This window comes from Natronorubrum bangense, assembly GCF_004799645.1.
Lineage (GTDB): Archaea > Halobacteriota > Halobacteria > Halobacteriales > Natrialbaceae > Natronorubrum > Natronorubrum bangense.
On record NZ_CP031305.1, the window covers coordinates 712,129 to 728,125 of the forward strand.

Consider the following 15,997-nt stretch of genomic DNA (forward strand, 5'->3'; position numbering starts at 1 on the left):
CGCGTTCGCTCACGGTTTTCCACGGTTGCGAGTCAGGTTGGGACGACGTTCGTCACGCCGATGCTCTCGAGGAGCAACCAGCCAACGAACAGGCCGTACAAGACGAGCAACAGCCAGGCTTCCGACCGGGAGAGCAACATATCCGTCCGGGCGATAGTAAAGAAGACGATCGTCGCGAAGATCAGAAACGCCATCATGGGGACGATGTGGGCAAACGTGATCGTCAGGGTCCCAGCGACCAGCACACCGACTGGAACCGCAACGAGCAAGTCGAAGACGTTGCTGCCCAACACGTTAGCGAGGCTGACCGCCGGCCGATCCGCCCGGGCGGCAGCGACACTGACGAACGCATCCGGCACACTCGAGCCGGCAGCGACGACAGTCATTCCCCAGAGAAACGCAGGCGTCCCAAACGCGTCGCCGAGCCCAATCGCGGATCGAACGAGTCCTTCGACGCCGACGATGATGACCACCAGCCCGAGGCCGAACCACAACCAGGTAGAAACGAGGTCGACATCAGCGTCGGCCGTGCCCGTGTACTCTGTGGTGTCGAGATACTGAGTGAAAACGTACAGTCCGTACAGCAACAGCGGGAACAACGCCAGCGACCGAGTGACGTTCCCCTGAAGCCCTGCCCCCTCGAGTGGGTTGTAGATCACTGCCAACGAAAACGTCAACAACAGCGCAGCGACCGCGAGCATGTAGAACAGCGCCTCTTTATAGACCAGATCCCGGCCCGTCGACATCGTCCCGCTACCAACGAGAACTGCCGCGGCCGGGATAACCAGCAGGTTGAACACGGCCGAGCCGACGATCGCGCCGACGCCCAGTTCGAACTCGCCGTGTAGCATCGTGGCGAGGATGACGCTGACCAGTTCCGGCATACTCGAGCCCGCAGCGGCGATGATCGCACCCTGCACGATCGCCGGCACGCCGTAGCCCGCGGCGAGCCGATTGGCCGAGGTCTCGAGCCACGTGCTCCCCTTCCAGACGACGGCCGTCGCGACCACGGCAAGGCCGAGGAGCGCGATCACGTCGAGCATATTTCAGAAGTGTGTCGAGTGAGCGTATAAAACGGTCGCCAGGAGAGATCCACGAGTTAGAACTGCTCGAGGCCCGTCTGCTGGGCCTCGGCGAGTGCGCGCTCGCAGGTCGACCAGGACGCGCGGGCACACGGCGGGAGGTCGCCGTGTTCGTCGACGTAGGACTCGAGGAACGTCTGTGTCGTTGGATCGCTGGGATAGCCGCTGCCGACGGGGCCGTACTCGTCGGCAAGCGCCGCGACGTGGGCGTCGCGTTCGACTTTCGCGATAATACTGGCGGCACCGACGAGTGTCGAGTCGTCGTCAGCGCCGTGTCGGGCGTCGATATCGAGACCGCTCGAGATCGAACAGGCGTCGGCCACCCGGCGAGCAAAGCGGTCAGCGTCGGTGTCACAAGCGTCACAGAGCCCCGAAACCGAGTCGTCACAGAGCCCCGAAACCGAGTCGTCACAGAGCCCTGAAAGCGCCTCGTCGATTGCCTCGGCATGGGCCGTGACAGCCAGTGCGTTCATGTCCGTCTCCGGGTCGTCGATTCGTGTCGTCGTAATCTCGGCGACGCCGACAGCGATCTCGTCGTCCTCGCGGATGAGCGTCGCCAACTCCTCGCGTCGGGCGGGTGTGAGTCGCTTGGAGTCTGCGATGCCGTCGGGGAGCGCTGTTCGGTCCTCGAGGAAGACGGCTGCGGCGAACATCGAGCCGAGCGCTGGCCCCTTTCCTGCCTCGTCGACGCCGAATGGCATACGACATGGCTCAGCGGCCGTGATGAAAATCGTTGTGACTCGCTGGTCACGCAGCCGGATTCCTGTCCGTCAGTTCCGGTGCACCCACGGGATAGTCGCGGGTGGACAGAGATGTCGTTTCGCCAGCCCGGATCACTCAGCGGCTTCCGCGGTGTCGTCTGAGTTGTCGGCTCGCGGCTCGTCGTGGAAGTACGCCTCGAGTTCGAACGGCTCGTCTTCACCTTCGACGCCGAGCACGTCCAGCGCCGTCACCTCGGCGTCAGTCTCGAGCAGGCCGGCCAGACTCGGTACCGTCCGGCCCTCGTCGCTGCTGATGAGTTCCTTGATGTAGAGGCCGCCCTCGCCATGAACCCGGACCTCGGCCCGTGTCGGCTCGAGCAGTTCGCCGTCGATGTCGTAGACGGTTCGTTCGCGCGTGAGCGAGGCTCGCCGGTGGTCGACGCGCTGTGGTGTGTCCTGATCGACAGTCGTTCCCGTGAGTTTCTCGAGTACCGCCTCGAAGTCAGCCTCCTCGATAGGGTCGGCGAACTCAACGTCGGCCCGGTACTGTTTGCTCGCATCGTGTTCTTTGACACGCTCGACCATTTCGTACGTTGCCAGTCGCAGTCCCTCGACTTCGACCGCGCCCGCCGCGGCCGCGTTGATCTCGCGCTCGAGTTCAGCCGGGTCGGGGTCGCGCACGTTCGGACGCGTGACCTCGAGGACGAACGGCCGCCCCTCCTCGAGCATCAGGGCGTCGACGTCCTCGCGGCCCGCGCCGTGGAAGGTGCCTTCCTCACCCTGCATGGCGTCGACGACGTGTGGCCGGACGACCTGCTCGACGCTCGTATCGTACATGTAGCCAGAGCCACCACAGTAGTCACAGGGTTCCTCACCGTCGTCGCCCAGTTGAACGCCGCTGCCGCCACACTCTCGGCACGGCCACTCAGTCTGTGGAATGTCGCGCTCGAGTTTACGATAGCGGCCGTAGACGAACGCGGGGTTGACCTGTAGGTCGACGGCGTGGCTCGTCACCGAGTCGGATTCGATCGCTTCGAGCGGGTCGAACGCCTCGAGGTCGATGATCGCGAGCACATCTGGGCGGTCGAAGTCGACGTCGGTGCCCGTCTTTGCGCCGATGCGGCGGCCGACCTCTCGGTTGCACTCCTGTTTGAGCATCTCGCCAACATCGGGCTCGAGACCGGCGTCTTCCCGGAGAAGCCGTTCGTTTTCCTCCACCAGCGGCGGGACTCGAGTGCCGACCTGATAGGTGGCGAAGTCGACGCCCTCGAGGGCGTCGACGATCGTTTCGGCGATGGCATCGAACGTCCCACAGTATCCCTCACAGACCCAACACTCCTCTGGGGTGGCGGGATCGAAGTCGTCGTCGTCGGCCATCGCGACCGTCGTCCGTAGCGCCCGGCCGCGTTCGGCGTTCGTCAGTCCGAAACTCCGCTCGGCAAACGGTCGGCCAAGACAGGAGTCACAGACCGCACCCGTCTCGAGTAGTGCGCGGGCGTCTTCCGTGATCATAGACTGGAGTCGGGCGGCCGTGGGTAACACGTTTTCCCTTCTGGCGGACAGTGGCACTCCTCGTGAGTCGTGTTCGCCCGCAGCCGACGGTCGGTCCCGCCCCAACCGACACGTCGGTATCCCAGACGTTCAAATGGTGTGGGTCCTACCAGAGCACATGAACGAATCTCGAGTGGATCGCCGCGGGTTTCTCGCGCTTGCCAGCGCTGGCCTCGCCGGCGCGGTCGCTGGCTGTTCTGAACCCCGGGTCGACAACTCGATAGAAGGGAGTTCGGTCCATTCGATCGACCGCGACAACGCTGCCGACGGATCGGCCTACACAGAGATCTACCGTTCTGTCATCGACTCGGTGACGCAGGTCCGCGTCGCCGGCGTCAGCGATCCGGACACCGGTCAAGAAGGCCGTGGGCAGGGATCTGGATTTCTCATCGATGAGACCCACGTCGTGACGAACGACCACGTCGTCGCCGACGGCGAGTCGGTCGATCTCCAGTACATCAACGGCGACTGGACTGGGACTCGGCTCCTTGGAACCGATTTCTACAGCGATCTGGCCGTCCTCGAGGTAGATCACGTCCCGAACGCGTCGACACCACTCTCGCTGACCGACGACTGGCCCGTCGTCGGCCAGGAGGTGCTCGCGGTCGGCAATCCATACGGGCTCGAGGGAACGATGACCCAGGGCATCGTCAGCGGCGTCAACCGCACGCTCGATCTGCCGGATCGGGAGTTCTCGATCTCGAACGCCGTTCAGACCGACGCCGCCGTCAACCCCGGCAACAGCGGTGGCCCGCTCGTCAACATGGACGGCGAGGTGCTCGGCGTCATCAACTCCGGCGGTGGGAACAACATCGGTTTTGCGATTCCAGCAGCGATAACACAGCGCGTCGTCCCCGCACTCATCGAGACAGGAACGTACGACCACCCCTATATGGGAGTCGGCATCCTCACCGTCGATCGCCACATCGCCGAGGCCAACAGCCTTCCAGAAGCGACCGGCGTCCTCATTACAGCGATCGCAGACGGCGAAGCCGCAGACGGTGTGCTCGAGCCAGCAACGTCCTCGCAACAAGGTACTGAGGCACCCGTCGGCGGCGACGTCATCGTCGCGATCGACGGCGAACCAATCCCCGACCGACACGCCCTCTCGACGTATCTCGAACTCGAGACCAGTCCGGGCGACACGATCCAGCTCGATATCTGGCGAAACGGCACCGAGCAGACAGTCTCACTGACGCTTGGCGCACGCCCCGTCCCCGAGTAGGCCACACGGTTGGTGTCTCAGAACCACCACACTCGACCGTCGGACACGCGCACAATTATCACCTACACCGACCACTTTTTCCGCTCGCTGTCAGGCCGCGATCGTAGTCACACCGTACACGTTAGCACCGATTTTGTTCTCAAAGACGTGAGTGACCGAGCTGAGTCGGGCCAAAATCAGGTGCTACCATCGGTGTAAAACGGATTATTGAGTCGATAACAATAAGTGAAACACTAGAATTCGCATCTGGAGCGATTACCAATCGCCTGAGACATATGAACACGGACGCCGACAGCCATCCCCCGACTGAGGAACCGACGGCCGAGCTCGATCATGCAACCATCGAGAACGAAAACGCGCCTGACGAGTGTGCGATCTTTCCGCGAGAGGCAACCGAAGAGGAGCTAATGACAAACTGGATTACCGCCCACGCGGACTCGTTCGTCTCACTCGAGTCGATGCAGTAGTGTCAGAACAATGCATCTGGGGAACGCCGTCACCGCCGCTGGCTTCTGGCTCGGCACCCTCCTGCCGGTCGCCTACTTCCCCGTCTTTCTCGTCGGCATCGACTCGACGACATCGCTTTCGATTCTGCTCACCCTCCTTGCAGTCCACATGGTTGCGCTCGTTATCGGTCACGACTATCCCGGCTCGCGCTGATCGAACTGACCGTGGTCGGCCGATGCCGACCCACCGCTCTCGTACGCTTTGATATAGTAGCCACTGCACGTCACTGCACACCTGATCGCGCGACTGCTGTGCGATCAGTGTGTACATCGTTGCAGTTGTTACTATAGAACGTGTCCACACTCGATTGCCGAGTCTCCGCAACTGCTCAGCGTCTTACCGATTTCCGAGAACCAGACTCGCTACCACAGCTGTGCGTGTGGCGTCTCGCAGTTGCCACAGACCACCGCTTGATTCCCCTTGTAGACGCCCTGCTCGAGTTCGCCTGCACGACAGTACGGACATGGCCGCCCCTCGAGGAGGCTCAGAAGCCGCGGCTCGTCGCTGCCCGTCTGAGACGACTGTGATTTCGCCATATAGGTACTCCATACGCGAAATACTGGAAACAGTTGGCCATGCCTATGCAATGTCAGCGGTCGTGATAGTCCCCGAATTCGCGTGACAGCACTGTCTGTAGCAGCCGCACACCACCCCATTTCCGTGGTATGTGTATCCTACACAGTCTCTTCGACACGCTCGAGAAATCGTGGGGGCTATCCCATCGGTCGTCCTCCCACCAGTATGCGCCAGTTCGTACTCATCGCTCACGACGTGCCGACCGAACCCGAGTTTTCGCTCGACGACCTCGCCGGCGGGGCCGGCCGACTCGACGCACTCTGTCGGTCGATCACCGCCTCGTTTGTCACTTCGCATGGCATTCGGGAGGCCGTTCGTACCCACCTCGTCATCCAGGACAAACTCACGATCACGTTCGACGGCAGCGAGCTGCGGCGGCTCAATCCCGACGAGCGCAGCACCGCCGCGCTCGTGCGCAAGGCCCTCGAGCACCGCGAGGACGCGATCGGTGCGCTCCCCGCCGAGCCAAGCCCCGGCATCGAACTCTACCGCCGCGGCTTCGAGGCCACACTCGAGGCGATCGCTGACGATGGAACCGTCGTCCAACTCCACGAGGATGGCGACGCCGTCGTCGAAACGGACGGCCTCGAGAACCCCATCTTCGTTCTCTCGGACCACCACGATTTCACCGCCGAAGAGGAACGGGTGCTCGAGGCAGCCGTCGACCAGCGGATTCGACTCGGCCCAGAGTTGTTACACGCCGATCAGGCGATCACAGTGGCCCATCACTATCTGGATACAGAGGGCTACGAGCGATTTTGAGCACTGTATAACCGCAAGCAAGCGCTCCGATTGGCGGGCCCGAAAGCGTTAAACAAATCGGTGTCGTCACTCCGACTGCGGGCCGGTGGGGTAGCTTGGTATCCTTCGGCCTTCGGGTGGCCGTAACCGCAGTTCGAATCTGCGCCGGCCCACTGTTCCCGCACCACAGACTCGTCGCTGACGCTCCTCGGTTTGTGGTGCGGGGAAATTGACCCAAGCAGATTCGAGCAGGGAAGTCGCGGCGCTCGAGTGAAACGAGAGTGACTGTCTTCCCGTGTTCGAATCTGCGTTGGCTGATCCCTCGAGTGTTTTGAAGAGATAGCGAACGAATACCGTCATCAGCAGTCGGTATCGATCTTTTTCAATCCCCATCGCGTATCGTGCCGCTGGGTGTCGGGGCAAACCGACTGGGGGCGATATGTCCCGGCCTACCGCACGGATCTGGATTTGACTGTAGAACCGCTGTTCGCTGTCTACACGGGGATAGAGATGATTAGACAGGTGGCAGGGGACGTGCCAGGTCGATGTCTGTCTCTCCCGAAAATAGTCCCTGATTCATGCGTTAGCTCTCGATCATCCGACTACACCCTGGTGGAAGCGAAAGGAGACAGTTCTGGCGCGTCGCAAAGCGGCAGCACAAAAATTGCAGCGCCCTTCCCCCGCCTCCGCACAAAATCTCCAGTTAAAGTACATGAAACGGAGGGTGTTTCAGAGATGGATTGTCGCCATGTTTTTTATCAAATCGTCTCTGATCGATTAGCATGGACTCTGAAACGCTCGTGTATTTCATGTCTATCGGACTAATATTACTCGTTATTTGTACAGCTGTGGTCTTGGCGGTAGCGTACGGGGCGATAGATGTGCTTACCGACTACTACGGTTGGTTGTTGCTTGGTTTCTAATTCTTGGACCGGCGATCTTGGATCGACCCCAGAGATTGCATGTCGACGGAATCCGTTTCCCGAATCTGTACACGAGGTCGGGAACATCGTGTGTCTGATTCGAGTCCTCACTCACTCGAGCGAGTCACTCACTGCCCGCTGATACCACGCTAAAAAACCGTGAACAGTACCGACAACGACGAGTCACACGCAACCGCACTCGAATCCCTAGCTATAGATCCCCATCGCGTCAATCTGCTCCTGATACCGGTTTCGGATGGTGACCTCGGTCACCTGTGCGACGTCGGCGACCTCGCGCTGAGTCTTTTTTTCGTTACACAGCAGCGCGCTTGCATAGATCGCCGCGGCGGCGTAGCCGGTTGGCGACTTGCCCGAGAGCATCCCTTGCTCGGCGGTGGTGTCGATGATCTCGTTGGCCTTCGCCTGGACCTCTTCGGAGAGATCGAGTTCCGAACAGAACCGAGGGACGTACTTCTTCGGATCCACGGGCTCCATCTCGAGGCTGAGTTCCTGAGAAATATATCGATACGTGCGGCCGATCTCCATGCGTTCGACGCGTGAGACGGCTGCGACTTCATCCAGCGAGCGCGGAATGCCCTCCATCCGACAGGCGGCATACAGCGTGCTCGTGGCGACACCCTCGATCGAGCGACCCCGAATGAGGTCCTCGCTGAGCGCGCGCCGGTAGAGAACACTGGCGACCTCCCGCACCGAGCGCGGGACACCCAGCGCGGAAGCCATCCGGTCGGTCTCGGAGAGGGCAAACTGGAGGTTTCGCTCGCCAGCGTCTTTCGTTCGGATGCGCTCTTGCCATTTGCGCAGCCGGTTCATCTGGGTTCGTTTGTCTGAGGAGAGCGATCGACCGTAGGCGTCTTTGTTTTTCCAGTCGATCGTGGTCGTCAACCCCTTGTCGTGCATCGTCTGAGTCGTCGGCGCGCCCACGCGGGACTTGCTATCCCGTTCGGAGTGGTTGAACGCCCGCCACTCCGGGCCGCGGTCGATGGTCTCTTCCTCGAGGATCAACCCGCAGTCTTCACAGCTGATTTCGCTTTCGTCCGAACTTCGAATGAGCGAACTCGAGTCGCATTCAGGACAGGTTCGAACGCCCTCTTGCTCAGTTGTTTCGTGCTCTGTCTGATCCTCACGCGCTTTCTGGCGAGTCGGGCGTTTCATCGGTCATGTAGAGAGAATCGCCGGAGAGGGTTAAACACTGTGAGCGATCCCAGCCGACCGGATTCGGTTTAGATCCCCACTCCCACACCTAGCCGACAGCGCTTCAGACCCGTGGAGACGGCGGATGAACGAAATCTCAGAAGCCGTTTTTGACCGATTTTCGAGGATCTGAAGGCCAGATTCAGTGACTATCATGACGCACTGAATGAGTGCATCCGCATCCGAACAGCATATCCGATTCGCTCCTCGAAACTGATGGTCATCTATAGTAGCCACTGAACGTCACTGCACACCGCATCGCACGATGGCTGTGCGATGCGTGTGGAAATCGGTTCAGCTGTTACTATAGCGGGTTGTCGTCGACGTGGGCAGATCGGGCTGGTTCACGGCAAACGAATGGCTTTCGACCATGCGAGTGTCGGCTCCCGGTTTATTGATCTCGAGGAGGACATCAGAGGTATGGGACAAACACGTCAGACACGACGGCGACTGCTCCAGATGACGGGTGCCATGGCGTCGATGGCCGTTCTCGCGGGTTGTGGTGATCCGGACGAAGAAGAGGAGGAAGAGCCGGACGAGGAAGAGCCGGACGAGGAAGAGCCGGACGAGGAAGAGCCGGACGAGGAAGAGCCAGATGAGGAAGAGCCGGATGAGGAAGAGGAACCGGACGACGAGGAGGAGACGTAGAGCGATATCGAAGACGACGAAATGGCAAAGATGGGGAGGGGACGGGAGACGCGAGCCTCGGCTGATGGAGTAAGGCTGGACCGCTGGGAAGTGAGCTGAGACACCAGCGGTCACGAGCCAGATCATCGGGCTGTCAGCACTGTACGATCGAATCCGTCCTCGAGGCGGAGCCGCTGGCCCCATCACTCCGTTTGATTATCGCTTTTCGGTCGTAGTCCTCGAGCGCAACCGTTACTGGCCCCTGGTCCCTTTGGCGACCAATGACCGAGGGACTGGACGCTGCGGTCGAGGAGATGGGCGACGTGTCCGAACGGCGTGATGAACTGGCAGCTCGCGTCCGAACACACGCTGGGAAAATCGCACGAGAGCTTGCCGTCTTTGAGGGTGGCGACTACGGACAGGCGGAGTTTGAGACCGACAGCGGCACCTGGACGCTCAAATACGAGGCTGGCGACGTCCAGTATCTTCGATACGATCCCACCTCCGGTTCGGAAACGTACGTTGTCTCGAGCAAGCAGCCGCCAGATCCCGACGCCCTCGAGACGGCGATGGCGGACTACGCGGCGTTCGTCACGGCCTACAACGAGTACGCCCAGTCCGTCGAGGGCTTACTCGAGAATGTTCCGGACGAGTTCCCCGCCGTCGAGTCGACGGCAGAACTGGTCGCCGAGCGAGATCGGATCGTCGAACGGATTCGTGACGTCGGCAACGCGATGGCGAGTGAACTGTACCGGTATGAGGGGGAGTATGGGACCTACGCGACGACAGTCTCGGGAACCCGCTGGGAGCTCAAGTGGGATGGAGACGTCGCCGCCTATCTGCGAGTTGGTGGTTCGGATGGAACCTATCTTCTCTCACAGTACGGGCCGCCGTCGGCGACCGAGGTACGTCGACTCGCTGGCGATGTGGAGGCGTTCGTCGAAACGTTCAATGAGCACGTCGACGACCTCGAGGCCGACCTCTCACGGGTCTCTTTCGACGGAAATACATAAACACCTCGATGTTCGGTGATACTACTCGGCTGTAGGATCGCGTTACGATCCGTTATGGACGTTCTACAGCGAGAGGGAGCGAGTAAACGAGAGGACAATCAGGGCAACTGACTGAGCCGTTTTTCGGTGTTTGGCACCCCGTTCGATTCGTAGCATGACGCTATCACGACGCTCGACAATCAAGGCGATCGGTGTTATCGGTGCGGGAACAACGCTCACTGGGACGGCACTGGCCGTCAGCGAGCACGAGGACGACGAACGCGATCCTGAGGAGATGCCCGAGGATGAAGACACTGGTGCGCTTCGCGTCGGCCACTTCTCACCGGACGCGCCGAACGTCGACGTGCTGATCGATGGCGAACAGATCCTCGAAGACGTTGCATACGACGAACTCTCGCCGTATCTCGAAGTCGCTCCCGGGACGTACACGGTAACGATTACCGCGACTGGCGATCCGGAGGCAGTCGTCTACGAGGAATCAGTCACCATCGATGCCGAGTATTACACGGCCGCTGCAATCGGCGAACTCGAGGCCGACGATGAAAACGACCTCGAGGAGCCGATCGAGAACGACGAGCCGAACGAGTACGAGAATAGCGGAGAGTATGACGATGACAGCGAGTCAAACGGGTACGACGACTGCGGACACGACGACAACGGCCGCGGACACGACGACAACGGCCGCGGACACGACGACAACGGCCGCGGACACGACGACAACGGCCGCGGACACGACGACAACGGCCGCGGACACGACAACGGCCACAGGCACGACGATGAAGACGAGATCAGCGACGAACCCGAGCCGGAGCCGACAGACGAACCCGACGAGGTAGACGAGGACCTCGAAACGGGGACGTTCGACGTTTTGTTGCTCGTCGATGCCGGACCAGAAGACATCGAGGAAGGGATGTCACAGGTTCGAGTCGTTCACGCGTCGCCTGATGCGCCCGCTGTCGACGTGCTCAACGCAGCGGACGGCATGCCGTTCTTCGAGGACGTCTCCTTCAGCGAGTCGTCGGAGTACGCACCACTCGATCCGGGTTCATACACCGTCGACATCGTCCCGGCCGCAGAAGACGACCTCGAGGATGACGAGCCCGTCACCGACGATGCGGAAGACGACTTCGACGACGTTGAGGACGATGTGGAAGACGACTTCGACGACGTTGAGGACGACGTGGAAGACGACTTCGACGACGTTGAGGACGACTACGACAACGAGGAAGACGATGCACAGCCAGAGCCGGTCGCCTCAGCCGACCTCGAACTCGAGGAGAACACAGCGTACACGGCGTACGCGATTGGCTACCTCGAGGAGACCGACGCTGCTGAAGAGGACGACCCTGTGACTGCAGCCGAGGACGAGCCTGCTGATGCGATGGACGATGCCGACGAACCTGCTGACGGAATGGACGAAGACGAGCCCGTCGACGAAATGGACGAGGACGAGCGTCCGTTCACCGTCCGCGTCGCTGTTGACGGACCGATGGCCGATGAAGAGGAGGAGCCAGAAGAGCCAGTTGAAGACGACGTGATGGATGAGGACGACGAACTCGAGGATGAGGTCGAAGAAGCACCCGTGCCGGACGAAACGGAGCCAGAAGACGATACAGAGGAGTACGAAGACGATGCCAACTACGGTGCAGAGGAACCGGTCACGGCTGACGACTAAGCACGGAGATCCACGCAGACGATCGATCTCACTCGAGCAGCTTTTTTACAGTCCGACAGCCGAGCGTTGAGAACGGTCAGGAGTGTCTACACGTCGACGTACTGATCGACCCACTCCTGACGGCGCTGGAGTACACGTCTGCCTTTCGGCGTCAACGCGTAATAGTTCGTCCGCCGATCGAGCTGTCCTTTTTCAACAAGTTCCTTCTCGACGAGCGTGTCGAGATTGGGATACAGCCGGCCATGGGTGACCGGCTGGTCGATATAGCTGTTGATATCGTCAAGGATCTCCTGTCCTGACGGACGGTCTTTTCCTGCAATCACGTACACCAAATCGCGTTGGAACCCAGTTAGCTGATCCATGGATCACCCTCTGAGTGACGACGTTCACCGATCTGTGGTTTTGTTATAGAGCAGGTACGAGCGGCCATCGTTCAGAACGGGCCACATATCCTCTCGAACTGAACCCACCCACCATCGAGTCCGCGTCGGACTCTCGATCGTGACACGGTGCTTTTGACGGCTACTCCCGTACGGGCCGGTATGCCCACCCCAGATCCGCTCGCCTGGAAGACCCTGGATCAGCAGGTAGCCTACTCCTGTCCAGGCTTCGATATCGTTAACGAGTCCGTTCAGTTGCCCGATGGTACCGAAACCGAGTACGACTATCTCTCCGAACCCGCAAGCGTCTGCATCCTCCCGTTCACTCCCGACGGCGACGTCGTCTGCATCGAAGAATGGCGCCAGGCCGTCTCCCGCGTGAACCGTGGGCTTCCCGTCGGTGGCACCGAACCCAACGACGACGACCTCGAGGCAGCCGCCCGTCGTGAACTCGCTGAAGAGACCGGTCACGAAGCAGATCGCCTCGAGCCACTGGTGACCGTCGAGCCGGCAAACGGCATCACCGACGCTGTATTACACATCTTCGTCGCCGAGGGCTGTCGACCGACGGCCGAACAACAGCTCGATCACAACGAAAGTATTCGGGTGACACAGCTCGCGTTCGAGGAGCTACTTGAGGCCGTCCGCAGTGGTAACCTTCGTGACGGACGGGCCGTCCTCGCTGTGTCGTACTATCACCTGTTCGAAAACAACGAGCAGGACCTGTAGTCGACGGTCGCCCGACGGATATCGGTCGGCAAAAATCGATCACGGGTGGCGACCTCGCCCAACGAACCACGTCGCCAGTAGTGTTCGTTCGATTAGCTCAGACTGGCGATCGACAGCTGGTCATCGTCCTCGTCTGCATTGTCGACATCGTTGTCTTCGTCGTCAACGTCGTTTTCCTCGTCGTCGACATCCTCGAGGTCTTCTGCGTCGGCGATAGTCAGTGAGTCGGCGGTCGCAGTGTCGATTGCAATCGAAGTCGCGGATGCCTGGGAGACGACTTCAGCATTGTCGACCTCATCGTTTTCGTCGTCAGCGACGTCGTTTTCCTCATCCTCGGCAACATCGTTCTCCTCAGCTTCAGCAGTATCGTCCTCCTCATCCTCGGCAACATCGTTCTCCTCAGCTTCCTCGAGCTCTTCAACCGTCATCGAATCGATGACAATCGACTCGACATCGAACTGCTCGATGGTGAGCTCGCTGATCTCCTCTTCTTGGACATCGTTCTCCTCGTCTTCAGCGACGTCGTTCTCGTCGTCAGCGTCGTTCTCTTCATCTTCAGCGACGTCATTGTCCTCCGCGTCAGCATCGTTCTCGTCGTCATCGTTGAAGAGATCACCGACGAAATCAGAAATGTCGTCGAGAAGTCCGTCATCTTCGACTTCTAGCTCGTCGATGGTCATCTGATCGACGTTCATCGATTCGATGGTGAGCTCCTCGATAGTGAGTTCGTCAGCGTCCTCGTCGATCAAATCCATTTCTTCGTCGGCGTCGTTCTCCTCATCAACGTCGTTCTCCTCATCAACGTCGTTCTCTTCGTCGGCGTCGTTCTCCTCATCCTCGTCAAGCTCGAGGTCCTCAATCGAGACGTTCTCGAACTCGAGCTGTTCGATCTGGATGTCAGAAATCGTCACTTCTTCGTTCGCGTTGTCCCCATTAGCGACGTCGTTCTCCTCGTCAGCATCGTTCTCGTCGTTTTCTTCATCGATTGCCTCGTCGAGTTCCTCTTCGTTGACATCGAGTTCATCGACGTTCAGTTCCTCAATCGTCGCGTTCTCGATCGTAACCTCCTCGAGATCGAGTGACTCTACCTGTACGTTTTCGAGTGTTACGCTCATGTCTCCGGCGTCGTCGCTCGTCCCTGCCATTGCACCTGCGAGGGCAGGCCCCCCCGAAAGAGCAACCATCAGCGCGACGAAAACGACACCGAGTTTCTGCGGTCGTGAAGCCATGCGCTCGAGCCTACTGGCGGATCCGGGCTAAAACAAGCTGACTGTTACGGACTTGCGACAGGGAAACACACAGTTTGAGACCGCACTCAGTGCCCTAATCGTTCGTTCATCGTGTCCGCATGGAGAGTACCTCTGTAAGTAGCTACGGTTGATGAATCGTCTAATATTCCTTTTTTGCCTGCATGTGCCGCTTACTTATTACACACTCTCGAGAACAACCTGTTACTGATCTCGATGGTGAACGGTCAAGTGGCAATACAGTACTGTCGGTGGGTGTGGCAAGAAATAGCGTAGTTGGAACGGCTGATCAGTACCGCACTGACCGTTGGGATACGTCGTGCCGATCGCGGCTGATCAGGTAATGATCAGCGTTCAGACGGCGATCGAGAGCAGCCCATTGTCGTCATCCTCTTCTTCGTCGTCGAAGACGTCATTATCTTCCTCTTCGTCTTCATCGTCGACCTCTTCATCGTCGGTCTCCTCGAGGTCGGCAGCGTCGCCGAGAGTTAGCGAGTCGGCGGTCGCGTCACCGATGTCGATGGTGGACGCAGAGGCCTGTGAGACGGTCTCCTCGTCGTCAGCGACGTCGTTCTCTTCGTCATCGTTCATCTCATCGTTGTCGTCGGCGAGGTCGTTCTCGTCGTCCGATTCGAGGTCATCCTCTTCGTCCGCGTTCATGTCGTCGTTGTCGTCAACGAGTTCGTCGTCTTCATCGTCAACCTCGTCCTCTTCGACCGCTTCGACAGTCATCGAGTCGATGGTGATCTCGTCAACGTCGAACTGCTCGATCGTCAGCGACTCGATGTGTTCCTCTTCAGCCTCGTCGTTTTCGTCGTCAGCCTCGTCGTTCTCCTCGTCATCGTTCATCTCATCGTTGTCGTCAGCGAGGCCGTTCTCTTCGTCGTCAGCCTCGTCGTTGTCGTCAGCGAGGCCGTTCTCTTCGTCGTCAGCCTCGTCGTTGTCGTCAGCGAGGCCGTTCTCTTCGTCGTCAGCCTCGTCGTTGTCGTCAGCGAGGCCGTTCTCTTCGTCGTCAGCCTCGTCGTTGTCGTCAGCGAGGCCGTTCTCCTCGTCGTTTTCAGGGGCTTCATCGTCGTCATCGACGGTCAGCTCGTCGATGGTCATCGTCTCGACATCCATGGACTCGATGGTGAGCTCTTCGATGGTGAGCTCGTCAGCGTCCTCGTCGATCATGTCCATCTCGTCAGCCTCGTCGTCATCGTCGAGGCCGTTGTCCTCGTCATCAGCAGCGTCGGCGTCGTCATCCTCGTCCATCCCGTCGTCATCGAGGCCGTTGTCCTCGTCATTAGCAGCGTCATCTTCGTCGTCAACCTCCATCTCGTCGTCCTCATCGAGTTCGAGATCCTCGATCGAGACGTCCTCGAGTTCGAGGTTCTCAATCTCGATGTCGGAGATCGTCACTTCCTCATCGTCAGCGACATCGTTCTCTTCGTCGAGACCGTTGTCGTCAGCGACGTCGTTCTCGTCATCGTCGGCTTCGTCCGCGTCGTCATCGTCCATCTCGTCGTCAGCCTCGTCGAGTTCGTCCTCGAGCGCTTCGGTGTCCGCATCGAGGTTCTCAACGTTCAGCTCTTCGATCGTGGCATCCTCGATAGTGGCGGTATCGAGGTCGAGTGTCTCTACCTGTACGTTTTCGAGTGTTACGCTCATGTCTCCGGCATCGTCGTTCGCTCCTGTCGTTGCGCCTGCGAGGGCAGGCCCCCCCGAGAAGGCAACCATCAGCGCGATGAAAACGACGCCGAGTTTCTGCGGCCGTGAAACCATGCGCTCAATCCTACCAGCGGATCCGGGCTAAAACAAGCTGACTG

At 59.7% G+C, this 15,997-nt stretch carries 16 protein-coding genes and 1 tRNA gene; 9 read left to right on the plus strand and 8 right to left on the minus strand.

Features of this window, described 5'->3' with window-relative positions:
• Positions 1-32: 32 nt before the first annotated feature.
• The 3 genes from DV706_RS03585 to DV706_RS03595 form a co-directional block, all read right to left on the minus strand.
• Positions 33-1,043 carry a sodium:calcium antiporter gene (locus DV706_RS03585; RefSeq protein WP_006066509.1) on the minus strand — a complete coding sequence of 337 codons (1,011 nt, stop codon included), beginning with the start codon at positions 1,041-1,043 and terminating at the stop codon, positions 33-35.
• Positions 1,044-1,099: 56 nt separating this feature from the next.
• A complete protein-coding gene (gene rnhB, locus DV706_RS03590) occupies positions 1,100-1,783 on the minus strand; it encodes a ribonuclease HII (protein ID WP_006066508.1) in 684 nt (227 codons plus the stop codon).
• 132 nt (positions 1,784-1,915) lie between these two features.
• Positions 1,916-3,295: a tRNA pseudouridine(54/55) synthase Pus10 gene (locus DV706_RS03595; protein ID WP_006066507.1), complete on the minus strand. Its 1,380-nt coding sequence runs from the start codon at positions 3,293-3,295 to the stop codon at positions 1,916-1,918.
• 157 nt (positions 3,296-3,452) lie between these two features.
• On the opposite strand from DV706_RS03595, the gene DV706_RS03600 reads away from it, so the two are divergent.
• From DV706_RS03600 to DV706_RS03610, 3 genes are all read left to right on the plus strand, one after another.
• Positions 3,453-4,559, plus strand: a complete 1,107-nt coding sequence (locus tag DV706_RS03600) for a S1C family serine protease (RefSeq protein ID WP_049889816.1) — start codon at positions 3,453-3,455, stop codon at positions 4,557-4,559.
• A gap of 275 nt (positions 4,560-4,834) precedes the next feature.
• A complete protein-coding gene (locus DV706_RS03605) occupies positions 4,835-5,026 on the plus strand; it encodes a DUF7511 domain-containing protein (RefSeq protein WP_006066505.1) in 192 nt (63 codons plus the stop codon).
• Between the two features lie 10 nt (positions 5,027-5,036).
• Positions 5,037-5,219: a hypothetical protein gene (locus DV706_RS03610; protein WP_006066504.1), complete on the plus strand. Its 183-nt coding sequence runs from the start codon at positions 5,037-5,039 to the stop codon at positions 5,217-5,219.
• Positions 5,220-5,428: 209 nt separating this feature from the next.
• Here DV706_RS03610 and DV706_RS21635 read toward each other — a convergent pair whose 3' ends face one another.
• Complete coding sequence (locus DV706_RS21635; protein WP_006066503.1) at positions 5,429-5,602, minus strand: HVO_A0556 family zinc finger protein; 174 nt, start codon at positions 5,600-5,602, stop codon at positions 5,429-5,431.
• A 205-nt stretch (positions 5,603-5,807) separates the two neighbouring features.
• Between DV706_RS21635 and trmY the strand changes: the two genes are divergently transcribed.
• Both trmY and DV706_RS03620 read left to right on the plus strand, forming a co-directional pair.
• Positions 5,808-6,404 carry a tRNA (pseudouridine(54)-N(1))-methyltransferase TrmY gene (trmY, locus tag DV706_RS03615; RefSeq protein WP_006066502.1) on the plus strand — a complete coding sequence of 199 codons (597 nt, stop codon included), beginning with the start codon at positions 5,808-5,810 and terminating at the stop codon, positions 6,402-6,404.
• Positions 6,405-6,483: 79 nt separating this feature from the next.
• Positions 6,484-6,556, plus strand: a tRNA-Pro gene (locus DV706_RS03620).
• A 957-nt stretch (positions 6,557-7,513) separates the two neighbouring features.
• Here the strand turns inward: DV706_RS03620 and DV706_RS03625 are convergent.
• Positions 7,514-8,479 carry a transcription initiation factor IIB gene (locus tag DV706_RS03625; protein ID WP_006066501.1) on the minus strand — a complete coding sequence of 322 codons (966 nt, stop codon included), beginning with the start codon at positions 8,477-8,479 and terminating at the stop codon, positions 7,514-7,516.
• Between the two features lie 459 nt (positions 8,480-8,938).
• Between DV706_RS03625 and DV706_RS21930 the strand changes: the two genes are divergently transcribed.
• The 3 genes from DV706_RS21930 (at position 8,939) to DV706_RS03640 (ending at position 11,833) form a co-directional block, all read left to right on the plus strand.
• Entirely contained in the window at positions 8,939-9,166 is a 228-nt protein-coding gene (locus DV706_RS21930) for a hypothetical protein (RefSeq protein WP_240756812.1), read from the plus strand.
• Between the two features lie 260 nt (positions 9,167-9,426).
• On the plus strand, positions 9,427-10,158 hold the full coding sequence (locus DV706_RS03635) for a hypothetical protein (RefSeq protein ID WP_006066499.1): 732 nt from the start codon (positions 9,427-9,429) through the stop codon (positions 10,156-10,158).
• 154 nt (positions 10,159-10,312) lie between these two features.
• The gene (locus DV706_RS03640) at positions 10,313-11,833 is read left to right on the plus strand and encodes a DUF4397 domain-containing protein (protein WP_136350790.1); all 1,521 of its coding nucleotides are present in this window, start codon (positions 10,313-10,315) and stop codon (positions 11,831-11,833) included.
• An 86-nt stretch (positions 11,834-11,919) separates the two neighbouring features.
• On the opposite strand, the gene DV706_RS03645 is transcribed toward DV706_RS03640, so the two are convergent.
• Complete coding sequence (locus tag DV706_RS03645; RefSeq protein WP_006066497.1) at positions 11,920-12,195, minus strand: PadR family transcriptional regulator; 276 nt, start codon at positions 12,193-12,195, stop codon at positions 11,920-11,922.
• A 180-nt stretch (positions 12,196-12,375) separates the two neighbouring features.
• Here DV706_RS03645 and DV706_RS03650 point away from each other — a divergent pair, with 180 nt between their 5' ends.
• Positions 12,376-12,942, plus strand: coding sequence for an NUDIX hydrolase (locus DV706_RS03650; protein ID WP_006066496.1), 567 nt, complete (start codon positions 12,376-12,378; stop codon positions 12,940-12,942).
• A 92-nt stretch (positions 12,943-13,034) separates the two neighbouring features.
• On the opposite strand, the gene DV706_RS03655 is transcribed toward DV706_RS03650, so the two are convergent.
• Positions 13,035-14,171 carry a hypothetical protein gene (locus DV706_RS03655; RefSeq protein ID WP_136350791.1) on the minus strand — a complete coding sequence of 379 codons (1,137 nt, stop codon included), beginning with the start codon at positions 14,169-14,171 and terminating at the stop codon, positions 13,035-13,037.
• Positions 14,172-14,543: 372 nt separating this feature from the next.
• A complete protein-coding gene (locus DV706_RS03660) occupies positions 14,544-15,953 on the minus strand; it encodes a hypothetical protein (protein ID WP_136350792.1) in 1,410 nt (469 codons plus the stop codon).
• Positions 15,954-15,997: the final 44 nt, after the last annotated feature.